Source organism: Pseudomonas sp. BP01, from assembly GCF_022760795.1.
Taxonomy (GTDB): domain Bacteria; phylum Pseudomonadota; class Gammaproteobacteria; order Pseudomonadales; family Pseudomonadaceae; genus Aquipseudomonas; species Aquipseudomonas putida_Q.
Map to the genome: position 1 here is coordinate 34552 of NZ_JAFBKA010000026.1, position 22782 is coordinate 57333.

A 22782-nucleotide genomic window follows, 5' to 3' on the forward strand; every position below is an offset into this window, starting at 1 on the left:
CCTTCACCGTCTGGCGCTTCGCTGCACGCCACACTGTTTCTTGTGGGAGCAACTGCCCTATTAAAATCCAAAGGTTTGCGCGATCACTGTGGGAGCGGGCGTGTCGGAGCGCCGAACCGCCGCGAACACCGGCGTAGCCGGTGCCATGCCGCGCGTCGCATTCTTCGCGGGCACGCCCGCTCCCACAGGGTGATGCGCCAGCCTGAGTGATGGTGCAAAACGGTATTCCTACAGGGCTCAGCGCATGCGGTTGAGCACCTGCAGCATCGCTGCCGTCTGCGCATCCGGCATGCCGTCGAAGCGCTGCGGGCGGAAGCGCATCTGAAACGCAGCAATCACATGGCGGGTGGCTACATCCAGCACCCCGGTCTGCTCGATTTGATAACCAAACCGCGCCAGCTCCTGCTGGTACCAGCCAATGTTCGGCGGGTTGACGCTGAAGTAGGCCTGCTGGCGTGCCACGGCATTGGCATCTGGCCAGATACCCAGCCCGGCATCGGCCAGGCGCTTCCACGGGAACAGCGGCCCCGGGTCCAGCTTGCGCAGCGGGGCGATATCGCTGTGGCCAATGATGTGCCGCGGCTCGATGTTGTTGCGTTTGACGATGTCCTTGAGCAGCGCGATCAGTGATTGCACCTGCGCTTCACTATAAGGGTGCCAGACCCGGCCGTTCGGTGTGTCGGTGAACCCCGGGTTGACGATCTCGATACCAATGGACGAGGAGTTCAGCCAGGTGCGCCCCTGCCACTGGCTGTCACCGGCATGCCAGGCTCGGCGGTTTTCATCCACCAGCTGATACACCGTCGCCGGGCCGTCGCCAATCAGGTAATGGCTGCTGACCTCACCGTGGGTAAGCAACGCCAGGGAGCGCTCCAGCGAAGCATTGGTGTAATGCAGGACAACGAACTGGATGCGGTTGTCCTGGTTGGCCGAGGGGTGGCTGCGGTCAATCCGCAGGCCCGTCGAGCAACCGGCGACAGACAATAGCAAAAAGGAAATCAGCGTTTTTTTTAGCGAAGAAAGCACGTCAGTGGCCTCAGCGAATGAGCGCTACAGTATAACGTGCTCCCCATGGCCGCGCTTACCGTGGGTCAGTGTTTGCAGGCTAGCCCTGCTCGACGCGGTTGCGCCCCTGCTCCTTGGCCCGGTACAGCGCCGCATCGGCACGCTTGAGCACCTGGTCGCCGCGCTCGCCGGAGCGGAATGCACCCAGGCCGATGGAGGTGGTGATCACCACCCGCTCGCCCCTGAAGTGGAACGGGCAGGCTTCCACCGTGGCCCGCATTGTTTCCGCCACTTGGGCAGCGGCGGCCGGCGATGTCTGTGGCAGCAGCAGGACGAATTCCTCGCCACCGAAGCGGGCGATGAAGTCACGGCCCCGCAGGCGCTTGCGCAACTGGTCGGCGACAATCTTCAAAACCTTGTCCCCGGCCAGATGCCCATAACTGTCGTTGATCCGCTTGAAGTGATCCAAGTCGAGGATCGCCATGGCCAGATGGCCGCCGTTCTCCTGCCACTCGATTATTTCGCGCTCGACCCGCTCGCTCCAGGCCGCGCGGTTTGGCAGGCCGGTGAGGGGGTCGAGCAGGGCTTTCTGGCGCTGCTCTTCCAGGTGCTCGCGGTAACCGAGCGCCTCGTGCTCCATGTTCGCAACCCGTTCGGACAGGCCTTGCAGGCGCCCGGCCAGCTCTTGCTCGCGGCGATCCCGCTCGTGCTTGTGCTCGTCCATGGTGACCAGCAGGCCTTCCAGGCGGTTTTCCAGGATGTGCTTGAGGCTATCGACGTCGGCGGCGCCCTGCACACTGCTTTGCAAGCCATCGACATGCTCGCGCAACTGGGTATCCAGCTCGCGAGCGGCAACGCTGTTGTCGGCGTGGCCGGCGCTGGCCTCGTGCAGGTGGCTCTGGAAGCCTTCCAGGCGCTCGTTGAGCTGCTGCAGGTAGGTTTCGAACTCGTGCTGGCCACTGTCGGTGATCGCCAGCATGAGCACAGCGAGGTCATCGAGCACCGGGATCAGCTCATACCAGTTCAGGCCACGGGCGACTCGCTCGCGCATTTCCAGCGCCTGGGCCTTGTGCCGCTCGGGCAGGCTCAGGTCATCGAGCAGGCCGATCAGGGTCTTTTCGATGTGCGCAGCGACCTGGCTGTAGGGCGGCTCTACCGCGTAGGGCAGGGCATAGGGGCCGTCTTCGCCGAAGGTTTCTTCAAGTGTGGGTGCCGGTTGTGCTGCTGCCAGAGGTTCGCTGACGGCCGCGCCAGGCTCGGGCGCTTCATCCTGCAGCGGCAGCAGGGCAGTAGGTGTTTCAATTGTTTCGATCAGCGCCGGACCAGAACCCTCCAGCTCAGGTTGAGGCACTTCGATCGCTTCGGCGGCAGAGGCTGGAAGCGGTAGCAGCGCATCCACATCGTCAGGCTGCGGGGCTTCGATACTGCCCTTTGCAGCCTGGGGCGCGTCAGCAACAAGCACCGGCACCGGCACGTGCTCGCTTTGGGGGTCGTCCTCACGGCTGCCGAACAAGCGTTGCAAAAAGCCGGGCCGGGCTTCGTCCCCCGGTTTGCCAAGGGCCGACAGTGCAAGGCCCTGCAAGCCACTCAGCTCGCCCAACAGAGGCGGCAGTTCGCGGGACTGGGCAACGCCACCATCAAGTTTTTTCGCCAGCTTTTTCAACGGCCGCGAGATCTCGCTGGGCAGCGGCAAGCCTTGCAGCTGGCCCACCAGCGCGGTCAACGCATCGCTGACCTGATTCATGCGGGTTTCGCGGCGCTGTTCAGAGTCCAGCACCGCTTTCTCCAGGCGCGGAATCAACCCGGCGAGGCCGGCGTCCATGTTGTCGCTGCGGATAACCTCACGCATCTCCTTCATGCACGCGTCCACCACCTTGTCACTGCCTTCGGCAGCCAGGGTGCTGCGCACCAGACCGCGACGCAGCAGGTCGAGACGGGCGTCCCAGCGGCGTTCGAGCTTTTCTTGCTGCTCGATGCTTTTAAGGTATTTTTCTTTCCAGCGCTCAGCGTCTTCAGTCATGCCGGGGTCCGCAAACGGTGATGGCAATTAGCTCAAGACCGGCAGCGTATCCACAGTCAATGCATCAGGCAATCGAATCTCGACAGCAACGGGAAGGTGGTCGGAAATTGGCCGCGCCAGCACCTCGACACGCTCCAGCGTAAGGCTTGAGCTGAGCAGGATATGGTCCAGGCAGCGCTGCGGGCGCCAGCTGGGGAAGGTAGCCTCGACCTGCGGGGCAATCAGGCCCAGATCGCGCAGCGGCGAGTGCTCCAGCAGGTCGGTGGCATGGGTATTCATGTCGCCCATCAGCACCTGGTGGCGGTAACCGCCAATCAGCTCGCGGATGTAGCCCAGTTGCAGGGCGCGGGTTTTGGCACCCAGCGCCAGGTGCATCATCACCACGATCAGCGCATCTTCACCTTCACCAAACCGTACCAGGATCGCCCCACGGCCGGCCGGGCCGGGCAACGGGTGATCTTCAAGCAGTTGCGGCTTCAGCCGGCTGAGAACGCCATTGCTGTGCTGGGCAAAACGCCCCAGGTTGCGGTTGAGCTGCTGGTACCAATAAGGGAAGGCACCCAGTTGGGCAAGGTGCTCGACCTGGTTGACGTAGCCCGAGCGCATGCTGCCACCGTCGGCTTCCTGCAAGGCCACCAGGTCGAAGTCGGCCAGCAATTCACCGATTTTCTGCAGGTTGCCGGCACGCCCGTTGTGTGGCAGCAAGTGCTGCCAACTGCGGGTCAGGTAATGCCGGTAGCGCTCGGTGCTGATGCCGACCTGAATGTTGAAACTGAGCAGCCGCAGGCGACCATCCTCGGGCAGGCCAGAGGCCTCCAGGTGATGCTCGTTGACCTGCGGCTGGTGCAGGCCAATGCCACGCGTGGTTCTGAAGCGAGGCATGGGTTACGCCGCCTACTTGGCGGCGCGCTCCTTGGCGATCAGTTGGTCGGCGACGTCCAGAACGCCTTCCGGCCCGCCAGCGGTACCCAGGTCGAAGCGGTACTTGCCGTTGACGACCATGCTCGGTACGCCGGTGATTTCGTACTTCTTCGCCAGTTCCTTGGCCTGGTTGACCTGGCCCTTGATGGCGAACGAGTTGAAGGTGGCGAGGAACTTGTCCTTGTCCACGCCCTGGGTGGCGAGGAAGTCAGCCATGTCTTTCGGGTCGGTCAGGCGCTTGTGCTGGTTCTGGATGGCATCGAACACTGCCGCGTGTACCTTGTGCTCGACGCCCATGGCTTCGAGGGTCAGGAACATCTGGCCGTGTGCGTCCCATGGGCCGCCGAACATGGCCGGTACACGCTTGAAGTTGACATCCTGTGGCAGTTTTTCAACCCATGGGTTGATGACCGGCTCGAAGTGGTAGCAATGTGGGCAGCCGTACCAGAACAGCTCGACCACTTCGATCTTGCCAGGTACGGAAACCTGAACAGGGTTGCTCAGCTCGAGGTATTGCTTGCCGGCAACAGGCTCCGCGGCCTGGACGGCAGTCATACCGAATACGCTGGCAGCCACCAGCGCGGCGCTGAGAATCAGTTTACGCATGCTTTACTCCTGAGCAGTCATTGGTCGCCACGACGCGACCTGCACTAGACAGGCCGGGAAGGGTTCGAGTTCTGTAGTGTAACGGCTGCGGACTGAAAAAAGGGCGGCCCGGCCGCCCTTTCATCATTGGCCTCTAACATTAACTGAAGGTTAATGCAGCGCTGGCGGGATACTGGGGCCGCTTTGCGGCCCATCGCGACGCAAGGCCGCTCCTACACGTTAATGCAGGCCCTGGATGTAGCTGGCCAACGCCTCGATGTCGTGGTTGCTCAGCTTGCCGGCAATGGTGCGCATGGTCATGGCATCGCCATCGTTGGTGCGGTTGCCTTCGCGGAAGTCCGTGAGCTGCTTGGTCACGTACTGCGAGTGCTGGCCGCTCAGGTGCGGGAAGCCGGCCAAAGCGATACCTGCGCCGTTGGGGGAGTGGCAACCGGTGCAGGCAGGCATGCCTTTCTCCAAGTCGCCGCCATTGAACAGCGAACGGCCACGTTCGACCAGCTTGGGGTCGGCGGCGCCCACGCTGCCTTTCTGGCTGGAGAAGTAGGCGGCGATATCGGCCAGGTCCTGGTCGCTGAACGGGGCCAGCATACCGGTCATTTCCAGCACGGTGCGCTTGCCCGACTTGATATCGTGCAGTTGTTTTTCGAGGTAACGCTGGCCCTGGCCGGCCAGTTTCGGGAAGTTCGGTGCCGGGCTATTGCCGTCGGGACCGTGGCAGGCGCCACAGACGGCCGTCTTGGCCTGACCGGCGGCGGCATCGCCTTTGACAGTTTGCGCAGCAGTGGCCGCACCTGCGACACCCAGGGTCAACAGCAGACTCACGACTAGTTTGTTCATCAGCTAATCCAACACGGCTAAGGGTGAAATGTTATGTATCGGGACTGCCGCTCATCCAAAGGATGACCAAACGGTAGTCCTCGGCACTGCAGTCCATGCACAATCCACGCGGCGGCATAGCCTTGAAACCCTGAGTCAAGTGCTTCACCAGTACATCCATGCCTTGCGCCAGCCTTGGCTCCCAAGCTGCCCGGTCACCCTGTCTGGGTGCCTGTGGCAACTGCCCGGTGTGACAGGCCGCACACGTGCGGTTGTACAACACCTCGGGATCCTGTGTAGCCTGTGCGCTGAAAACCGGCAGGAACATACCGACAGCAAGCAGCCATTTCGCCATGCGGAACGACCTTCAGGGTTGGGGGCCGCGCTGCGTTCTGATGCGCGAGCTATTGTTCGACACCCCATGCCCGTTCCCCTTCGCTGGGAGAATGAGCACACAAAAACTGGGGCATTATATACTTCCGCCATCCAAACGGAAACGACACCGCTTGCCAGGCTCGGGCCTTCAGAGTCAGGCAACACCCACATCGGATATCCCATGCAAGTCAAGAACCCCATCCTCGGCCTCTGCCAGAAAGCCACATTCGCCCTCAGCGCTGCCAAGGTCGAACAATGCCCGGACGACCAGGGTTACGAGGTGGCTTTTGCCGGCCGCTCCAACGCCGGCAAATCCAGCGCCCTCAACACCCTGACCCATGCCAGCCTGGCGCGTACCTCGAAAACCCCGGGGCGCACCCAGCTGTTGAATTTCTTCAGTCTGGACGATGAACGGCGTTTGGTCGACCTGCCGGGCTACGGTTATGCGAAAGTGCCGATCCCGCTCAAGCAGCACTGGCAAAAACACCTGGAAGCCTACCTGGGCAGCCGTGAGTGCCTGCGCGGCGTGATCCTGATGATGGACGTGCGCCACCCGATGACCGACTTCGACAAGATGATGCTCGACTGGGCCAAGGCCAGCCGCATGCCCATGCACATCCTGCTGACCAAGGCCGACAAGCTGACCCACGGCGCGGGCAAGAACACCCTGCTGAAAGTGCAGTCGGAAATCCGCAAGGGCTGGGGCGATGGCGTGACCATCCAGCTGTTCTCGGCACCCAAGCGCCTGGGCGTGGAAGACGCCTACCGCGTGCTGGCGGGCTGGATGGAGCTGGAAGACAAGCCTGCTGTTTGAGGGCCCTATCGCCGGCAAGCCAGCTCCCACAGGTTCAACACAGGACTCAAGGGAAGTGATACCCCTGTGGGAGCTGGCTTGCCGGCGATGAGGCCGGTACGGTCGACCCAAATTCCGGGCAAAAAAAACCCCGGACTTCGTATGGGGAGGGGGAAGTTCGGGGTCCAAGTCCGGACCGCTAGGGCGGGGTCCAGATATCTGCCAACACTTAACACAACATAGGAGCATCGAAGGGCTTCACCAGCCATTCAGTTACTCTGAGTTCCGCTTCACCACTTTAGTTCCGAAGGCCTGAAAACTATTTGCGATAGTTTCATGAAACTTCAGCACCCACGGCACTGAGCAGTGCCAGGATCCGCGTCACTCCGTCGCAGATCCTACACAGCTTTACCTGATCAATCAGTGAGCTTCGTCCCAATTCGCGCCGATTCCTGCTTCCACCAGCAGCGGCACATCCAGCTGCGCGGCCTGGCTCATGTACTGGCGAATTTCATCTTTCACCTGCTGCACCAGGTCCTCACGCACCTCCAGTACCAGTTCATCGTGTACCTGCAGGATCACCCGGGCATCCAGCCCGCTCTCGCTCAACCAGTTATCCACATTGACCATGGCTCGCTTGATGATGTCCGCGGCAGTGCCCTGCATCGGCGCGTTGATCGCCGTACGCTCGGCGCCTTTGCGCAGGGCCGGGTTCTTGGCGTTGATGTCTGGCAGGTACAGCCGACGGCCAAACAGGGTTTCGACAAACCCTTGTTCGGCCGCCTGCGCACGGGTGCGCTCCATGTAGGCCAATACGCCCGGGTAGCGGGCGAAATAGCGGTCGATGTAGTCCTGCGACTGTTTGCGGTCGACGCCGATCTGCTTGGCCAGGCCGAAGGCGCTCATCCCGTAGATCAGGCCGAAGTTGATGGCCTTGGCCTTGCGGCGCTGGTCGGTGGTGACGTCTTCCAGGGCCACGCTGAACACTTCCGCCGCCGTCGCCCGGTGTACGTCAAGGTCGTTGCGGAAGGCGTGCAGCAAGCCTTCGTCCTTGGCCAGGTGGGCCATGATGCGCAGCTCGATCTGCGAGTAGTCCGCCGCCAGCAGTTTGTAGCCCGGGCTGGCGATGAACGCCTGGCGGATACGCCGGCCTTCGGCGGTACGAATCGGAATGTTCTGCAGGTTCGGGTCGCTCGACGACAGCCGGCCGGTAGCCGCCACTGCCTGCTGATAGGAGGTGTGGATACGCCCGGTGCGCGGGTTGATCTGGCCCGGCAGCTTGTCGGTGTAGGTGCTCTTGAGCTTGCTCAGGCTGCGGTACTGCATCAGTACCTCAGGCAGTGGATAACCGAGCAGGGCCAGTTCATCCAGCACGGCTTCGGCGGTGGATGGCTGGCCCTTGGCGGTCTTGCTCAGCACCGGCATGCCCAGCTTGTCGTAAAGGATCGAACCCAGCTGCTTGGGCGAGCCAAGGTTGAATTCCTCACCGGCCAACTCGTAAGCACGCAGCTCCAGCTCGGCCATCTTCACGCCCAGTTCACCGCTCTGTATGTGCAGCAGTGCGGCATCGACCAGCGCACCCTGGCGCTCGATCTTGGCCAGCACCGGCACCAGCGGCATCTCGATGTCCGTCAGCACCGGCTGCACGCTCGGCGTCTGTGCCAGGCGCGCCTGCAACGCCTGGTGCAGGCGCAGGGTGATGTCGGCATCTTCGGCAGCGTAGGGGCCGGCCTTGTCCAGGTGGATCTGGTTGAAGGTGAGCTGCTTGGTGCCTTTGCCGGCGATGTCCTCGAAGGCAATGGTGGTGTGGCCGAGGTACTTCTGCGCCAGGCTGTCCATGTCGTGACGGGTGGCGGTGGAGTTCAGCACGTACGATTCGAGCATGGTGTCGTAGGCCACACCGCGCATTTCGATGGCGGGCGAGCCGTTGGCGAGGATATTGATGTCGTACTTGGCGTTCTGCCCGACCTTGGCCTTGGCCGGGTCTTCCAGCAGCGGTTTCAGTGCCAGCAATACGGTCTCGCGGTCCAGCTGGGCCGGTGCGCCTTCATAGTCGTGGGCCAACGGCACATAAGCCGCCTCATGGGGCGCGACAGCGAACGACAGGCCAACCAGCTGCGCCTTCTGGGCATCCAGGCCGGTTGTTTCGGTATCGAAGGCGAACAGCGGCGCCTGGCGAAGCTTTTCTAGCCAGGCGTCGAAACGGGCTTGGTCAAGAATGGTTTCGTACTTCGGCTCGACCTTGGCCGCCGGCTCTTCGACCGGCGCAACATCCTCACCAGCCCTTGCGGCGTCTCGCTGCACCTCGGCAACCCAACTCTTGAATTCCATCTCGGTGTACAGCGCTTGCAGCGCTTCGCGGTCAGGCTCACCGCACACCAGTGCATCAACTTCGACATCCAGCGGCACATCGACCTTGATAGTGGCCAGTTCGTAGGACAGGAATGCCGCGTCCCGGTGTTCTTCAAGCTTGGCCGGCAGGGTCTTGGCGCCGCGAATGGCCAGTGCCGGCACCTTGTCCAGGTTCGCATACAGATCGCTGAGGCCGCCGCCGATACCGGTCAGCAGGCCCACCGCAGTTTTTTCGCCAACGCCGGGGACGCCTGGGATGTTGTCGACCTTGTCACCCATCAGGGCCAGGAAGTCGATGATATGTTCCGGGCCGACGCCAAATTTCTCGTGCACGCCAGCCACGTCCAGTACGCTACCGGTCATGGTGTTGACCAAGGTAATGTGCCCGTCCACCAGCTGAGCCATGTCCTTGTCACCGGTCGAGATGATCACCGGGCGGCCCTGGGCGGCAGCGCTGCGCGCCAGGGTCCCGATGACGTCGTCGGCTTCGACACCCTCGACGCACAGCAGCGGATAGCCCAGCGCCTTCACGCTGGCATGCAGTGGCTCGACCTGCACACGCAGGTCGTCAGGCATGCTTGGGCGGTTGGCCTTGTACTCTGCGAACATGGCATCACGGAAGGTGCCGCCCTTGGCGTCGAACACCACCGCGAACAGGCTGTCCGGGTACTGCTTGCGCAAGCTCTTAAGCATGTTCAGCACACCCTTCACCGCACCGGTCGGCATGCCCTTGGACGTGGTCAGCGGCGGCAGCGCGTGGAAGGCGCGGTACAGGTAGGAGGAACCGTCCACCAGGACGAGGGGGGCTTGGCTCATGAGCAGAATCAACCTTTTCGACGGGTCCGGCGCTAGAATAGCCAGAATCATTGACGACAAAGGGACTAGGTTATCATGCGTGCACTCAATCGCCTGTTACTGCTCGGCCTGTTGGCAACCACGCCAGTCGTCACCCTGGCGGCGGATGACGCCCCCTCGGCCGATCCCGAGGTGACCATTCGCACGGAAGGCGACAAAACCATCCAGGAGTACCGGCAGAACGGCTTCCTGTATGCGATCAAAATCACGCCGAAAAACGGCAAGCCTTATTTTCTGGTGCGCGCTGATGGCACTGATGCCAATTTCATTCGATCCGACCAGCCGGACATGCTGATTCCGTCCTGGAAGATCTTCGAGTGGTAATCTGACGCGCACCGTTCACATCAACCCGGCACTTCCCGGCGGAAGTGCCCGTATGGGCAAATTTTCATCATGTCAGTCTTCACCCCCGTGACCCGGCCTGAGCTGGAAACCTTTCTGGCACCGTATGAGCTGGGCCGTCTGCTCGACTTCCAGGGCATTGCCGCCGGCACCGAGAACAGCAATTTCTTCGTCAGCCTCGAACAGGGGGAGTTCGTCCTGACGCTGATCGAGCGTGGGCCAAGCGAGGACATGCCGTTCTTCATCGAACTGCTCGACACCCTGCACGACGCCGACATGCCTGTGCCCTACGCCATTCGGGATCGCGACGGCAACGGCCTGCGCGAGCTGTGCGGCAAGCCGGCGCTGCTGCAGCCACGGCTGTCGGGCAAGCACATCAAGGCGCCCAACAACCAGCACTGCGCCCAGGTCGGCGAGCTGCTGGCGCACATTCACCTGGCCACCCGCGAGCACATCATCGAGCGCCGCACCGACCGTGGCCTGGACTGGATGCTGGCCTCGGGTGCCGAGCTGCTGCCACGCCTGTCCGCCGAGCAAGTTGCACTGCTGCAGCCGGCGCTGGATGAAATCACCGCGCACAAGGCACAGATCCTCGCGTTGCCACGGGCCAACCTGCATGCCGACCTGTTCCGCGACAACGTGATGTTCGAAGGCACTCACCTGACCGGCGTGATCGACTTCTACAACGCCTGCTCCGGGCCGATGCTGTATGACATCGCCATCACCGTGAACGACTGGTGCCTGGATGAGAAGGGCGCGGTGGATGTACCGCGTGCCCAGGCATTGCTGGCAGCCTATGCAGCGCTGCGGCCGTTCACGGCGGCCGAAGCCGAGCTGTGGCCGGAAATGTTGCGGGTAGGCTGCGTGCGCTTCTGGCTGTCGCGCCTGATTGCGGCCGAGTCGTTTGCCGGGATGGATGTGATGATCCATGACCCGAGCGAGTTCGAAGTGCGCCTGGCGCAGCGCCAGCAAGTGGCCTTGCACCTGCCGTTCGCCCTCTAGACCGCGTCTGCTTCTTCGCGGGTAAACCCGCTCCCACAGGTACACCGACAACCTTGAGGTTTGTTTAGTCCCTGTGGGAGCGGGCATGCCCGCGAAGGGGCCGGTGCAGGCGTACATCTGTTCCCATTCCCCCACAGGCACAACGACAACCTCTAAGTCTGTGTTATCCCTGTGGGAGCGGGTTCACCCGCGAAGGGGCCGGTGCAGGCTTACAGCTGTTCCAGGCACCCCGCCAGCTCACCACCCAGCCTCTCCAGCAAGCGCTCGTAACCCTTGCCATCCACCGGGTCGGTGCCACCCAGTGCATCCAGCTCAGCCAAACGCACCGGCAGCCCGGCAGTCAAAGTCTCGGCCAAACGCGGCCGCAGCGGCGGTTCGCTGAACACACAGGTCTTACCCACTTCCTGCAGGCGTTTGCGCATGGCCGCCACATGCTGCGCCCCCGGCTGCACCTCGGACGCCACGCTGAACACCCCGGTGTGCTTCAAGCCATATTCAGCCTCGAAATAATCGAACGCTTCGTGGAACACGAAGTACGGCTTGTCGGCAATACCGGCCACCCGCGCCTTGATACGTCCATCCAACGCATCCAGCCGCTCATCGAAGGCCTTCAGGTTGCTCTGGTACCGAGCCGCGTTAGCCGGGTCGACCTGTGCCAGGTCAGCCGCCATTTTTGCCGCGATTACCCGCGCGTTGACCGACGATAACCACAAATGCGCATCCAGGCTGCCTGGACGGTGATCGTGGTCATGGTCGTCGTGGTCTTCTTCCTCATGGGAATGGCTGTCCTCGCCAAAGTGGCGCAGCTTCATGCCTTCAAGCGACTGCACAGCCACCGTGGCCTTGCTGCGGCTTGCCAGCACCCGCGGCAGGAAGTTCTCCATGTCCGGGCCGATCCAGTACAGCAGGTCGGCATCACCCACCCGCCGCACATCGGACGGGCGCAATGCATAGTGGTGCGGCGAGGCGCCTGGCGGCAGCAACACGTCAGGGCTGCCAACGCCATCCTGCACGGCGGCGGCAATCTGCTGCAGGGGCTTGATACTGGTGAGCACACGCACATCGGCCTGGGCAGAAAATGCGATGAAAGCGACAAACAGAGCTAGGAATCGGGACACGGTGGATACTCGAGTCGTCAGAAACAGGTAACATAATAACGTCTCCATCCAGAACCGTCGCTGCCCATGTCCATCACGCCGCTGGCCAACCGTCCTCACGATCATTCCCATTGCGTACACAGCGCACTGGCTGAAGCCGACGCCTTGTGCACCCGCCAGGGCTTGCGCCTGACCGCGCTGCGCCGCCGTGTGCTGGAGCTGGTGTGGCAAAGCCACAAGCCGCTGGGCGCCTACGACATCCTCGCCGTGCTGAGCGAGCAGGATGGCCGCCGTGCCGCCCCGCCCACGGTGTACCGCGCACTGGACTTCCTGCTGGAAAACGGCCTGGTGCACCGCATTGCCTCGCTCAACGCCTTCATCGGCTGCAGCCACCCCGAACACGTGCACCAGGGCCAGTTCCTGATTTGCCGGGCCTGCCATGTGGCCATCGAGCTGGAGCAGAGCAGCATCAGCGACGCCATCATCAACAGCGCCAAAGGCGTGGGCTTCACGGTCGAGACGCAGACCGTCGAAGTGGTCGGCCTGTGCGGCAGCTGCCGGAGCGCGGCATGAGCGATGCCCTGATCCGCCTGGAGCAGGTCGGCGTCACCTTTGGCGGCGAGGCGGTGCTCGACAGCATCGACCTGTCGGTCGCCCCCGGCCAGATCGTCACCCTGATCGGCCCAAACGGGGCGGGCAAGACGACCCTGGTGCGCGCCGTACTCGGGCTACTCAAGCCGCACCGCGGCAAGGTATGGCGCAAGCCGAAGCTGCGCATTGGCTACATGCCGCAAAAGATTCAGGTCGATGCCACGCTGCCGCTGTCGGTGCTGCGTTTCCTGCGCCTGGTGCCCGGCGTAGACCGCGCAGCAGCCTTGTCGGCGCTACAGGAAGTGGGCGCCGAACAGGTCATCGACAGCCCGATCCAGACCATTTCCGGTGGCGAGATGCAACGCGTGCTGCTGGCCCGCGCCCTGCTGCGCGAACCCCAGTTGCTGGTGCTCGACGAGCCGGTGCAGGGCGTGGACGTGGTCGGCCAGACCGAGCTGTACAACCTCATCACCCGCCTGCGTGATCGCCATGGTTGCGGCGTGCTGATGGTTTCCCACGACCTGCACCTGGTGATGAGCGCCACCGATCAGGTGGTATGCCTGAACCGTCACGTGTGCTGCTCGGGCCACCCCGAGCAGGTCAGCGGCGACCCGGCGTTCGTCGAACTGTTTGGCCAGACTGCGCCGAGCCTGGCCATCTACCACCACCACCACGACCACAGCCACGACCTGCACGGTTCGGTGGTCGCCCCTGGCACCCATGTTCACGGAGAGCACTGCAAGCATGGCTGATTTTCTTCTCTACGCCTTGCTTGCCGGTTTGTCCCTGGCGCTGGTGGCCGGCCCGCTGGGCTCCTTCGTGGTGTGGCGACGCATGGCCTATTTTGGCGACACCCTGTCCCACGCCGCCCTGCTCGGCGTAGCCCTGGGCTTTGCCCTGGATGTCAGCCCGGCGCTGGCAGTTACCATCGGCTGCCTGCTGCTGGCGATCCTGCTGGTCACCTTGCAGCAAAGGCAACCGCTGGCGTCCGATACCCTGCTCGGCATTCTCGCCCCCAGCACCCTGTCGCTGGGCCTGGTGGTACTGAGCTTCATGCACGATGTGCGCATCGACCTGATGGCCTACCTGTTCGGCGACCTGCTGGCCATCAGCACCACCGACCTGGCCTGGATCCTGGGCGGCAGTGCGCTAGTGCTGCTGCTACTGGCCGCGCTGTGGCGGCCGCTGCTGGCGGTTACCGTGCACGAAGAACTGGCCATGGTCGAAGGCCTGCCGGTGGCCGGCCTGCGCCTGGCACTGATGCTGCTGATTGCGGTGGTGATTGCCGTGGCCATGAAGATCGTCGGTGTGCTGCTGATCACCTCGCTGTTGATCATCCCCGCGGCCGCGGCGCAGCGTCACGCCCGCTCCCCCGAGCAGATGGCCCTGGGCGCCAGCCTGTTGGGCGTTATCGCCGTCTGCGGTGGGCTGGCCATGTCCTGGTTCAAGGACACACCCGCAGGCCCGTCGATCGTGGTGTGCGCGGCGGTGCTATTCTTGCTGAGCCTGGCCCTGCCGAAACGCTGAGAGACAGGGCGTGTGCAGGCACGCCTTGCAACCTTTTGCCGGGTAAAGGGTCTGTAAGACCTGTTTTCGAGCGTGCGCACCTGGGTGTAGACTTGCTCGCTTTTTGCGCAAATAGAGAGTCGCAGGAATGAAGCCGTTCGCCTCCCGTTATCTGCTTGTTGCCGCGTTTTCCCTGTTCCTGGCTGCCTGTTCCAGCGCGCCGGTCGAACAGGCCACCGCACCTGCCCAAGCCGATGCCTGGCAGCAGTTGCAACAAAACATCGCCAGCAACGAGCTGGCCACCGCCGAAGACCAGCTGGCAGCCCTGCAGGCCCAGTCGCCGGATGACGCACGCCTGGAGCAATACCAGCGTCAGTTGGCTGAAGCCTATCTGCAACGCAGCCAGATCGTCTTGCAAAAGGGCGATGTGAACGCGGCCGCCACCGCCCTGGCCCGTGCCCGTGCATTGATGCCGCAAGCCCCGGCCGTAACCGGTGGCGATCCGCTGTCCCAGGCACGCAAGGCCGAGCTGGAGAAGGCGGAGGCTGCCTTGAAAGCCGCCGAAGCCAAGCCCACGGCACGCATCATAGACCCAACAGCGCCAAGCACGGTGGTGGCGTTGAAGACCACTGACAGCCGTGCCATGCGCCGCCAGCTCGATGACATTGCTGCCGATGTGGTGAGCTATGACTGCGAAGTGGTGTTCCAGGTGCCACGTACCGACGATGCGCCGTGGCTGAAGAACTTGCTGGAGAAGCGCGTGCGCAAGATCGACAGTGGGTTCCAGCTGAAGCAAAAGCATGAAATCCAGCGCTCGCTGCCGGCGCAGGTGGTTCTGGTACCGCATCAGCGCTGAAAACACTGGGAGCGTTGCGCGCCCCTTTCGCGACACAAGGCCGCTCCTACAAGGGAATGCAATCTCCTGTAGGAGCGGCCTTGTGTCGCGATGGGGTGCGAAACAGCCCTAGGCCGGCACAGCCTGCGCAGCAGCTTCACGCTCCCACACCCGATGCCCCTCGACCGCTTTGACGAAAGCGTCCAGCGTCTTCTGGTCATCGCCCAGCAACAGCCCCTTGTCCTCCTTCAGGCCCAGCGCGTCCACCAGCACCTTGCCCTCTGTGGCAAAGCCGATCGCCTTCAGGTGCTTGTAGGCTTCGAGCAGGAAGTGCTTGGCCAGACCACTCGCCCCCAGCGCATCCAGTGCGGCCTTGCCGGCCGGTACCAGCACCCCGTCGAACATGATCGACGGCATGCCCTCCATCGAGGCATCCACTGGCAGCGCCTTGCCGTCGGCAGCCTTGACCGGCGCCGAAGTTGGCCCAAGCAGCAAAATGCGCGCGCTGTGCGCCTCAAGCGCCTTGACCAGCCGGTCGACACTGCCGGCATCCACGCCATCGGCCAGCAGCACGGCTATCTTGCGCCCCTTGATGCCGACAACCCCGGGATGGTTCATCTGGCTCAATGCCGGGGACTCGGCAAGCTTGCTGCCTTTCACCTGAACGGTGCCCGCCTTGGGTGCCGGCAGCCCCAGGTTGGCGGCTACGGCGGCCGCCAGCTTGAGGTCGATGTTGGCCAGGATTTCGTTCACCTCACGGGCACGAATGGCCTCGCGCTCGACCTTGCCCAGCTCGAAGCTGTAGGCCTTGATGATGTGCTGTTGCTCTGTCGGGCTCATGCTCTGGAAGAACAACCGCGCTTGCGAGAAATGGTCGCCGAACGACTCGCTGCGCTGGCGAATCTTGTGCGCATCAATGCGTTCCTGGAAGCTCTCGAATCCGCCGTCCTGTGCCGCGGGTGGCGTTTCCTTCGGCCAGCCGCCGTCGATGGAGTTCGGCTCATACGAGGCACGGCCCCTGTGCACGATGTGCTGGTGCAAAGCGTCGCGCTGGTTGTTGTGGTTGGGCGCCACAGGGCGGTTGATCGGGATCTGGTGGAAGTTCGGCCCGCCCAGCCGGCTCAGTTGCGTGTCGGTATAGGAGAACAGCCGGCCCTGCAGCAGTGGGTCATTGGTGAAGTCGATACCCGGCACGATATGGCCAGGGCAGAAGGCAACCTGCTCGACCTCGGCAAAGAAGTTGTCCGGGTTGCGGTTCAGCACCATCTTGCCCAGCGGGGTAACGGGTACCAGTTCTTCGGGAATGATCTTGGTCGGGTCCAGCAGGTCGAAGTCGAACTTGTGTTCGTCAGCCTCCGGCACAATCTGCACGCCCAGCTCCCATTCCGGGTAGTCGCCGGTTTCAATGGCTTCCCACAGGTCACGGCGCTGGAAGTCGGTGTCCTTGCCCGCCAGTTTCTGGGCTTCGTCCCACAGCAGCGAATGCACGCCCTGGCTCGGCTTCCAGTGAAACTTGACGAAGCTGGCCACACCCTCGGCATTGATCAGGCGGAAGGTGTGCACGCCAAAGCCTTCCATCATTCGCAGGCTGCGCGGGATGGCGCGGTCCGACATGGCCCACATGACCATGTGGGCCGACTCCGGCACCAGCGAGACAAAGTCCCAGAAGGTGTCATGCGCCGAGCCGCCGGTAGGTATCTCGTTGTGTGGCTCTGGCTTTACCGCGTGGACAAAATCGGGAAACTTGATGGCATCCTGGATGAAAAACACCGGCATGTTGTTGCCGACCAGGTCGAAATTGCCTTCGTCGGTGTAAAACTTGACGGCAAAGCCCCGCACATCGCGCACCGTGTCGCCAGAACCGCGTGGGCCCTGCACCGTGGAAAAGCGCACGAAAACCGGGGTGATCTTTTCCGGGTCCTGCAGGAAGCCCGCCTTCGTCAGTTCCGCGTGGTTGCCATAGCTCTGAAAGAACCCGTGGGCCCCGGTACCGCGTGCGTGCACGATGCGCTCGGGGATCCGTTCATGGTCGAAGTGGGTGATCTTCTCGCGCATGATGAAGTCTTCAAGCAGCGAGGGCCCGCGGTCACCCGCCTTCAGGGTGTTCTGGTTGTCAGCGATGCGCACGCCTTGGTTGGTACGCAGCGCATGCCCGGTCGCATCGCTGCGGTCGGCCTCCAGGCTTTGCAGCTTGGCGTTGGTATTGGCCCGGTCAGGGGTCTGGGTGCCGGCGGCTTCGCTCTGCTTGGGCGCGTCCGTTTTCTTGCTGGGCATGATCGGCTCTCCTCATCAGTCTTAAGGCGTGCCCGTTCAGGGCTTGTCCAAGTAGTGACTGGAGGGCGTTGCCGAGCGTTCAATCTTGATTACCAGTTGTCGCGATATGCCCGAAGGATTGGTGCATTACGAAATAAATGCTAAGAACAGCTATGGGAAAAGGCTAAAATGCGCGACCCCAGCTAACCGCTGACCCAAATTTCAATGCGCCCCACAAGGTTCGCTACGTGATCGAGTTCCAACAGGTACATAAGACCTACCGCGTTGCCGGTAGGGAAATCCCCGCACTGAATCCGACCAGCCTGACCATCGAAGATGGCCAGGTGTTCGGCCTGATCGGCCATTCCGGCGCCGGCAAAAGCACCATGCTGCGCCTGATCAACCGCCTTGAAGAACCCTCCGGCGGCAAGATCATCGTCGACGGCGAAGACGTCACCGCGTTCAACGCCAGCCAGCTGCGCGGCTTCCGTCAGCAGGTCGGGATGATTTTCCAGCACTTCAACCTGCTGGCCTCCAAGACCGTCGCCGACAACGTCGCCCTGCCACTGACCCTGGCCGGTGAGCTGTCGCGCAGCGAAATCGACAAGCGCGTCACCGAGCTGCTGGCCCGTGTCGGCCTGCAAGACCACGCCAAAAAGTACCCGGCGCAGCTGTCCGGCGGCCAGAAGCAGCGTGTCGGTATCGCCCGCGCCCTGTCCACCAACCCGAAGATCCTGCTGTGCGACGAGGCCACCAGTGCGCTCGACCCGCAAACCACGGCCTCGGTCCTGCAACTGCTGGCCGAAATCAACCGTGAGCTGAAGCTGACCATCGTGCTGATCACCCACGAGATGGACGTGATCCGCCGTGTCTGCGACTGCGTGGCAGTGATGGACGCCGGCCAGATCGTCGAGCAAGGCTCGGTGGCCGATGTGTTCCTGCACCCGCAGCACCCCACTACCAAGCGCTTCGTCCAGGAGGACGAGCAGGTCGACGAAGGCGAGCAACGCGACGACTTTGCCCACGTACCGGGCCGCATCGTGCGCCTGACCTTCCAGGGCGACGCCACCTACGCGCCGCTGCTGGGCACCGTGGCCCGCGAAACCGGTGTGGACTACAGCATCCTCGCCGGGCGTATCGACCGCATCAAGGATGTCCCCTATGGCCAGCTCACCCTCGCCCTGATCGGCGGTGACATGGAAGCGGCGTTCGCCCGCTTCAAGGCAGCTGACGTACATATGGAGGTACTGCGTTGATGGACGCCCTTAATTTCTTTGCCAACGTCGACTGGGCCGAAATCTGGCTGGCCACCATCGACACCATGATCATGCTGTTCGGCTCGCTGTTCTTCACCGTGCTGCTGGGCCTGCCACTGGGTGTGCTGCTGTTCCTCTGCGGGCCAAAGCAGATGTTCGAACAGAAGGGCGTGTACGCGCTGCTGTCGCTGGTGGTCAACATCCTGCGCTCGCTGCCGTTCATCATCCTGCTGATCGTGATGATTCCGTTCACCGTGTTGATCACCGGCACCTCGCTGGGCGTTGCCGGCGCCATCCCGCCGCTGGTGGTGGGTGCCACGCCGTTCTTCGCGCGCCTGGTGGAAACCGCCCTGCGTGAAGTGGACCGCGGCATCATCGAGGCTACCCAGTCGATGGGCGCCACCACCCGCCAGATCATCACCAGTGCGCTGCTGCCGGAGGCCCGTCCGGGTATCTTCGCGGCCATTACCGTCACCGCCATCACCCTGGTTTCGTACACCGCCATGGCCGGTGTGGTGGGTGCCGGTGGCTTGGGCGACCTGGCTATCCGCTTCGGTTACCAGCGTTTCCAGACCGATGTGATGGTAGTGACCGTGGTACTGCTGCTGGTACTGGTTCAAGTACTGCAGAGCGTGGGCGACAAACTGGTCGTGCATTTTTCCCGTAAGTAACCCCAATGGGGTCGGCCTGGCCGACCCGTTCGGGGGCCGTCGCGGCCCTCACAAGGAGTGATCAATGAAGAAGCTGCTTGCTGTTGCTGCCGCTGTTGCGGCCTTCTCGGCCCACGCCGATACCCTGACCGTTGCCGCCACCCCGGTGCCGCACGCCGAAATCCTCAACTTCGTCAAACCGCAACTGGCGAAAGAAGGCGTGGAGCTGAAGGTCAAGGAATTCACCGACTACATCCAGCCGAACGTACAGGTTGCCGAAAAGCGCCTGGACGCCAACTTCTTCCAGCACCAGCCGTACCTGGATGAGTTCAACAAGGCCAAGGGCACCAACCTGGTCAGCGTGGCCGGCGTGCACATCGAGCCGCTGGGCGTGTATTCCACCAAGATCAAGAAGCTCGACGAGTTGTCGTCCGGCGCCACCGTGGTCATCCCCAACGACGCCACCAACGGCGGCCGCGCCCTGCTGCTGCTGGACAAGGCCGGTGTGATCAAGCTCAAGGACAACAAGAACATCCTGTCCACCGTGAAGGATGTTGCCGAGAACCCGAAAAACGTGAAGTTCCGTGAGCTGGAAGCCGCCACCATCCCGCGCGTACTGACCCAGGTCGATGCTGCCCTGATCAACACCAACTACGCGCTGGAAGCCAAGCTGAACCCGGAAAAAGACGCGCTGGCCATCGAAGGCAGCGACTCGCCTTACGTGAACATCCTGGTTGCCCGCCCGGACAACAAGGATTCGGAAGACATGAAGAAACTGGCGGCTGCGCTGCACTCGCCTGAAGTGAAGCAGTTCATCATCGAGAAATATAAAGGCGCTGTGGTCCCGGCGTTCTAAGCCGAACAATCGCGCTGGATTCTTCGCGGGCGTGCCCGCGAAGCTTTTAATGCCCCATCAATCCCGTTTAACCAGCCCAGGCAACTGCGCCACCAGCTTCTGGTTGTTGAACGGCGCACGAATGAACCCACGCTGACGCCCGTCCGGCCCGACTACCGCCAGGTTACCGCTGTGATCCACGGTATACCCCGGCTTGCTGGTATCCGCCGGAATGAACGGAATGCTCAAGGCATTGGCCAGCTTCTGGGTATCCTCGATCGACCCCGCCACCCCGACAAAGTCCTTGTCGAAATACCCCAGGTACTGCTTCAGCTGGTTCGGCGTGTCGCGGTTCGGGTCCACGCTCACCAGCACCACCTGCAGCCGGTCGACGGCTTCCTTGGGCAGCTCGCTCTTCACCTGACGCAACTGGGCCAGGGTGGTCGGGCAGATGTCCGGGCAGTAGGTGTAGCCAAAGAACAACAGCGACCATTTGCCTTTCAGGTCATCCAGCTGCACCGGCTGCCCATCCTGGTTGGTCATGGTCACGTCGGCCACGCTGCGGCTCTGCGGCAGCAGAATGATGCCGGCGTCGATCAACTCGGCAGGGTTGGGCTGGTCGCGGCCATTGAGCACCTTGTTGACGGTCAGGCCCAGGATCAACGCGACCAGGGCGACGAGAATGAAGACGGTTTTCTGGGTTCGGGTCATAGGCTCAGCAGCAGGTAGTGGTCGAGGAGCAACGCGATGAACAGCGCGAACAGGTAGCCGATAGAGTACTTGAAGGTGCCGATCGCCGCGTGCGGCCGGGTGCCACGGTACAACACCCAGGCCCATTGCAGGAAGCGCAGGCCCAGCGCCAGGGCACAGGCCAGGTACAGCGGGCCGCTCATGTGGATGGCATACGGCAGCAGGCTCACCGCCAGCAGTATCAGGGTATACAGCAGGATATGCAGCTTGGTGTAGCGCTCCCCGTGGGTCACCGGCAGCATCGGGATATCGGCCTTGGCGTACTCTTCCTTGCGGTGGATGGCCAGCGCCCAGAAGTGCGGCGGGGTCCAGGCGAAGATGATCAGCACCAGCAGCAAGGGTTCGGCGCTGACATGGCCGCTTACCGCGACCCAGCCGAGCAACGGCGGGGCGGCGCCGGCCAAGCCGCCGATGACGATGTTCTGTGGCGTGGCGCGTTTGAGAAAGCCGGTGTAGAGCACCGCATAACCGAGCAATGAGGCCAGGGTCAGCCAGGCAGTGAGGGCGTTGGTGAACACCAGCAGCAGGACCATACCCAATAGCGCCAGGGCCAGGGCGAACAACAACGCCGGTAGCGGCTCGACCCGGCCTTGGGCCAGCGGCCGCTTGTGGGTACGGGCCATCAGTGCATCGATGCGCCGGTCCACCACATGGTTCACCACCGCCGCCGCGCCAGCGCACAGGCCGATGCCCAGGTTGCCGAACAGCAGCACACCCCAGCCGACACCCGCACGTGTGGCCAGGAACATGCCCGCCAGCGAGGTGATCAGCATCAGTACCACCACCTTGGGCTTGGTCAGCTCCAGGTAATCGCGCCAGCTGGCCCACCGTGCGCTCAGAAGCGTCGCCACGAGTCGTTCCTCATGTGATGGGAGATGCCCACGCCGGCCACCGGTCGCAGGCGCCAGCCTTGGCCGACACCCACGCGTACCTTGTCGACCACTCGAATGCGGTAGTTCACCAGCACCATGCTCAGCAACAACAGTGCCCCGCCGGCATTGTGCGCAACCGCTACCGCCAGCGGCAGGTGAAACACCACGTTGCTGATGCCCAGGCCCACTTGCAGGGCCAGCGCCAGCAGCACCAGCCGTGCCAGGCCGGGCAGGCCACAGCGGTACAGCTTCCAGCTCAGCATCAGCAGCACGCAAGTCACCAGTAGCGCGCCCAGGCGGTGGCTGATGTGGATGGCCGTGCGGGCATCACTGTCCAGTTGCCCGCCCAGGTAATTGGGGCCGACGTGCTGGGTCAGGTGGAAGCCATTGCTGAAGTCCGCCGCGGGCCACCACTGGCCGTGACAGGTCGGCAGGTCGATGCAGGCGACCGCTGCATAGTTGGCACTGACCCAGCCGCCCAGGGCGATCTGGCCGACCACCACCAACAGCGCCAGCGCAGCGATCCGGCGCAGGCTCAGCGGCAGTTTCGGCAAGGGTGCAAAGGCCCGGGATAGACGCAGTGACAACAGGAATAGCAAGCTCAGGGTGGTGAAGCCGCCCAGCAAATGCGCCGTGACCACCTGCGGCCACAGCTTCAGGGTGACCGTCCACATGCCGAAAGCCGCCTGGGCCAGCACCACACCCAGCAACAGCACCGGCAGGCGATAGGGTTGGCCATCGCGGGCATGCCGGCGCAGCGCCTGGTAGGCGAGCAGGGCAATCACCATGGCCAAGGTACCGGCGAAATAGCGATGGACCATTTCCGCCCAGCCCTTTGCCTCTTCCACCGGGTGATCGGGGAAGTGCAGCTCGGCATGGGCAAGCTGGGCCTCGCTCTTGGGCACGCTGATGAAGCCATAGCACCCTGGCCAGTCGGGGCAGCCGAGGCCGGCATGGGTCAGGCGGGTATAGGCACCGAGCAGGACAACCAGCAGTGCCAACAGGGTGGCGAACACAGCAATGCGGAATCCAGGTCTGGCCATGGCAGGC

General features: G+C 62.9%; 21 protein-coding genes and 1 pseudogene. 10 read left to right on the forward strand and 12 right to left on the reverse strand.

Annotated elements, in window-relative coordinates:
• Positions 1-237: 237 nt before the first annotated feature.
• From JOY50_RS21075 to JOY50_RS21100, 6 genes and pseudogenes are all read right to left on the reverse strand, one after another.
• Complete coding sequence (locus tag JOY50_RS21075) at positions 238-1026, reverse strand: N-acetylmuramoyl-L-alanine amidase (protein WP_132846335.1); 789 nt, start codon at positions 1024-1026, stop codon at positions 238-240.
• Positions 1027-1105: 79 nt separating this feature from the next.
• Positions 1106-3025: a GGDEF domain-containing protein gene (locus JOY50_RS21080; RefSeq protein WP_138736662.1), complete on the reverse strand. Its 1920-nt coding sequence runs from the start codon at positions 3023-3025 to the stop codon at positions 1106-1108.
• A 27-nt stretch (positions 3026-3052) separates the two neighbouring features.
• Positions 3053-3885, reverse strand: a pseudogene (locus JOY50_RS21085) (endonuclease/exonuclease/phosphatase family protein).
• A 34-nt stretch (positions 3886-3919) separates the two neighbouring features.
• Positions 3920-4552 carry a thiol:disulfide interchange protein DsbA gene (gene dsbA, locus JOY50_RS21090; RefSeq protein WP_019472439.1) on the reverse strand — a complete coding sequence of 211 codons (633 nt, stop codon included), beginning with the start codon at positions 4550-4552 and terminating at the stop codon, positions 3920-3922.
• Between the two features lie 219 nt (positions 4553-4771).
• Complete coding sequence (locus JOY50_RS21095) at positions 4772-5389, reverse strand: cytochrome c (protein ID WP_132846332.1); 618 nt, start codon at positions 5387-5389, stop codon at positions 4772-4774.
• 31 nt (positions 5390-5420) lie between these two features.
• Positions 5421-5723: a cytochrome c5 family protein gene (locus JOY50_RS21100; RefSeq protein ID WP_243055768.1), complete on the reverse strand. Its 303-nt coding sequence runs from the start codon at positions 5721-5723 to the stop codon at positions 5421-5423.
• 201 nt (positions 5724-5924) lie between these two features.
• Between JOY50_RS21100 and yihA the strand changes: the two genes are divergently transcribed.
• A complete protein-coding gene (yihA, locus tag JOY50_RS21105; protein ID WP_132846331.1) occupies positions 5925-6557 on the forward strand; it encodes a ribosome biogenesis GTP-binding protein YihA/YsxC in 633 nt (210 codons plus the stop codon).
• A gap of 399 nt (positions 6558-6956) precedes the next feature.
• Here the strand turns inward: yihA and polA are convergent, their stop codons facing one another.
• Positions 6957-9704, reverse strand: coding sequence for a DNA polymerase I (polA, locus tag JOY50_RS21110; RefSeq protein ID WP_138736663.1), 2748 nt, complete (start codon positions 9702-9704; stop codon positions 6957-6959).
• A 75-nt stretch (positions 9705-9779) separates the two neighbouring features.
• On the opposite strand from polA, the gene JOY50_RS21115 reads away from it, so the two are divergent.
• A complete protein-coding gene (locus JOY50_RS21115; RefSeq protein WP_019472435.1) occupies positions 9780-10067 on the forward strand; it encodes a DUF2782 domain-containing protein in 288 nt (95 codons plus the stop codon).
• 69 nt (positions 10068-10136) lie between these two features.
• A complete protein-coding gene (locus tag JOY50_RS21120) occupies positions 10137-11087 on the forward strand; it encodes a homoserine kinase (protein ID WP_138736664.1) in 951 nt (316 codons plus the stop codon).
• Positions 11088-11296: 209 nt separating this feature from the next.
• Here the strand turns inward: JOY50_RS21120 and JOY50_RS21125 are convergent, their stop codons facing one another.
• The gene (locus JOY50_RS21125) at positions 11297-12253 is read right to left on the reverse strand and encodes a zinc ABC transporter substrate-binding protein (RefSeq protein ID WP_132846328.1); all 957 of its coding nucleotides are present in this window, start codon (positions 12251-12253) and stop codon (positions 11297-11299) included.
• 18 nt (positions 12254-12271) lie between these two features.
• On the opposite strand from JOY50_RS21125, the gene zur reads away from it, so the two are divergent.
• From zur to JOY50_RS21145, 4 genes are all read left to right on the forward strand, one after another.
• Positions 12272-12757, forward strand: coding sequence for a zinc uptake transcriptional repressor Zur (gene zur, locus JOY50_RS21130; RefSeq protein ID WP_019472432.1), 486 nt, complete (start codon positions 12272-12274; stop codon positions 12755-12757).
• Positions 12754-13527: a zinc ABC transporter ATP-binding protein ZnuC gene (znuC, locus tag JOY50_RS21135; RefSeq protein WP_012269923.1), complete on the forward strand. Its 774-nt coding sequence runs from the start codon at positions 12754-12756 to the stop codon at positions 13525-13527. Before zur ends, znuC begins: the two co-directional genes overlap by 4 nt.
• A complete protein-coding gene (znuB, locus tag JOY50_RS21140; protein ID WP_019472431.1) occupies positions 13520-14302 on the forward strand; it encodes a zinc ABC transporter permease subunit ZnuB in 783 nt (260 codons plus the stop codon). Before znuC ends, znuB begins: the two co-directional genes overlap by 8 nt.
• Positions 14303-14429: 127 nt before the next feature.
• Positions 14430-15137, forward strand: a complete 708-nt coding sequence (locus tag JOY50_RS21145) for a PA5502 family lipoprotein (protein WP_132846326.1) — start codon at positions 14430-14432, stop codon at positions 15135-15137.
• A 108-nt stretch (positions 15138-15245) separates the two neighbouring features.
• Here the strand turns inward: JOY50_RS21145 and katE are convergent, their stop codons facing one another.
• Entirely contained in the window at positions 15246-17390 is a 2145-nt protein-coding gene (gene katE, locus JOY50_RS21150; RefSeq protein ID WP_132846325.1) for a catalase HPII, read from the reverse strand.
• 227 nt (positions 17391-17617) lie between these two features.
• Between katE and JOY50_RS21155 the strand changes: the two genes are divergently transcribed.
• From JOY50_RS21155 to JOY50_RS21165, 3 genes are all read left to right on the forward strand, one after another.
• Positions 17618-18625, forward strand: a complete 1008-nt coding sequence (locus tag JOY50_RS21155) for a methionine ABC transporter ATP-binding protein (protein WP_016497411.1) — start codon at positions 17618-17620, stop codon at positions 18623-18625.
• Positions 18625-19296 carry a methionine ABC transporter permease gene (locus JOY50_RS21160; RefSeq protein WP_012269918.1) on the forward strand — a complete coding sequence of 224 codons (672 nt, stop codon included), beginning with the start codon at positions 18625-18627 and terminating at the stop codon, positions 19294-19296. The genes JOY50_RS21155 and JOY50_RS21160 overlap by 1 nt, the downstream gene beginning before the upstream one ends.
• Before the next feature lie 64 nt (positions 19297-19360).
• Positions 19361-20131 (forward strand): MetQ/NlpA family ABC transporter substrate-binding protein, encoded by a 771-nt coding sequence (locus JOY50_RS21165; protein ID WP_016497410.1) that lies wholly within the window; start codon positions 19361-19363, stop codon positions 20129-20131.
• Between the two features lie 57 nt (positions 20132-20188).
• Here the strand turns inward: JOY50_RS21165 and JOY50_RS21170 are convergent, their stop codons facing one another.
• The 3 genes from JOY50_RS21170 to JOY50_RS21180 are packed head-to-tail and all read right to left on the reverse strand — an operon-like array spanning position 20189 to position 22775.
• Positions 20189-20821, reverse strand: a complete 633-nt coding sequence (locus JOY50_RS21170; protein WP_019472426.1) for an SCO family protein — start codon at positions 20819-20821, stop codon at positions 20189-20191.
• Positions 20818-21711 carry a heme o synthase gene (gene cyoE / locus JOY50_RS21175; protein WP_132846324.1) on the reverse strand — a complete coding sequence of 298 codons (894 nt, stop codon included), beginning with the start codon at positions 21709-21711 and terminating at the stop codon, positions 20818-20820. Before cyoE ends, JOY50_RS21170 begins: the two co-directional genes overlap by 4 nt.
• Complete coding sequence (locus JOY50_RS21180; RefSeq protein ID WP_132846323.1) at positions 21696-22775, reverse strand: heme A synthase; 1080 nt, start codon at positions 22773-22775, stop codon at positions 21696-21698. Before JOY50_RS21180 ends, cyoE begins: the two co-directional genes overlap by 16 nt.
• Between the last annotated feature and the right edge of the window lie 7 nt (positions 22776-22782).

Excerpts from the sequence above, each read along its gene's own strand:
- JOY50_RS21120 (WP_138736664.1), top strand. The coding sequence starts at position 10,137 with ATGTCAGTCTTCACCCCCGTGACCCGGCCTGAGCTGGAAACCTTTCTG.
- znuB (WP_019472431.1), top strand. The coding sequence starts at position 13,520 with ATGGCTGATTTTCTTCTCTACGCCTTGCTTGCCGGTTTGTCCCTGGCG.
- polA (WP_138736663.1), bottom strand. The coding sequence starts at position 9,704 with ATGAGCCAAGCCCCCCTCGTCCTGGTGGACGGTTCCTCCTACCTGTAC.
- dsbA (WP_019472439.1), bottom strand. The coding sequence starts at position 4,552 with ATGCGTAAACTGATTCTCAGCGCCGCGCTGGTGGCTGCCAGCGTATTC.
- JOY50_RS21165 (WP_016497410.1), top strand. The coding sequence starts at position 19,361 with ATGAAGAAGCTGCTTGCTGTTGCTGCCGCTGTTGCGGCCTTCTCGGCC.
- yihA (WP_132846331.1), top strand. The coding sequence starts at position 5,925 with ATGCAAGTCAAGAACCCCATCCTCGGCCTCTGCCAGAAAGCCACATTC.
- katE (WP_132846325.1), bottom strand. The coding sequence starts at position 17,390 with ATGCCCAGCAAGAAAACGGACGCGCCCAAGCAGAGCGAAGCCGCCGGC.
- JOY50_RS21180 (WP_132846323.1), bottom strand. The coding sequence starts at position 22,775 with ATGGCCAGACCTGGATTCCGCATTGCTGTGTTCGCCACCCTGTTGGCA.
- JOY50_RS21125 (WP_132846328.1), bottom strand. The coding sequence starts at position 12,253 with ATGGAGACGTTATTATGTTACCTGTTTCTGACGACTCGAGTATCCACC.
- JOY50_RS21160 (WP_012269918.1), top strand. The coding sequence starts at position 18,625 with ATGGACGCCCTTAATTTCTTTGCCAACGTCGACTGGGCCGAAATCTGG.
- JOY50_RS21080 (WP_138736662.1), bottom strand. The coding sequence starts at position 3,025 with ATGACTGAAGACGCTGAGCGCTGGAAAGAAAAATACCTTAAAAGCATC.
- JOY50_RS21100 (WP_243055768.1), bottom strand. The coding sequence starts at position 5,723 with ATGGCGAAATGGCTGCTTGCTGTCGGTATGTTCCTGCCGGTTTTCAGC.
- JOY50_RS21115 (WP_019472435.1), top strand. The coding sequence starts at position 9,780 with ATGCGTGCACTCAATCGCCTGTTACTGCTCGGCCTGTTGGCAACCACG.
- JOY50_RS21145 (WP_132846326.1), top strand. The coding sequence starts at position 14,430 with ATGAAGCCGTTCGCCTCCCGTTATCTGCTTGTTGCCGCGTTTTCCCTG.
- JOY50_RS21170 (WP_019472426.1), bottom strand. The coding sequence starts at position 20,821 with ATGACCCGAACCCAGAAAACCGTCTTCATTCTCGTCGCCCTGGTCGCG.
- JOY50_RS21095 (WP_132846332.1), bottom strand. The coding sequence starts at position 5,389 with ATGAACAAACTAGTCGTGAGTCTGCTGTTGACCCTGGGTGTCGCAGGT.
- zur (WP_019472432.1), top strand. The coding sequence starts at position 12,272 with ATGTCCATCACGCCGCTGGCCAACCGTCCTCACGATCATTCCCATTGC.
- znuC (WP_012269923.1), top strand. The coding sequence starts at position 12,754 with ATGAGCGATGCCCTGATCCGCCTGGAGCAGGTCGGCGTCACCTTTGGC.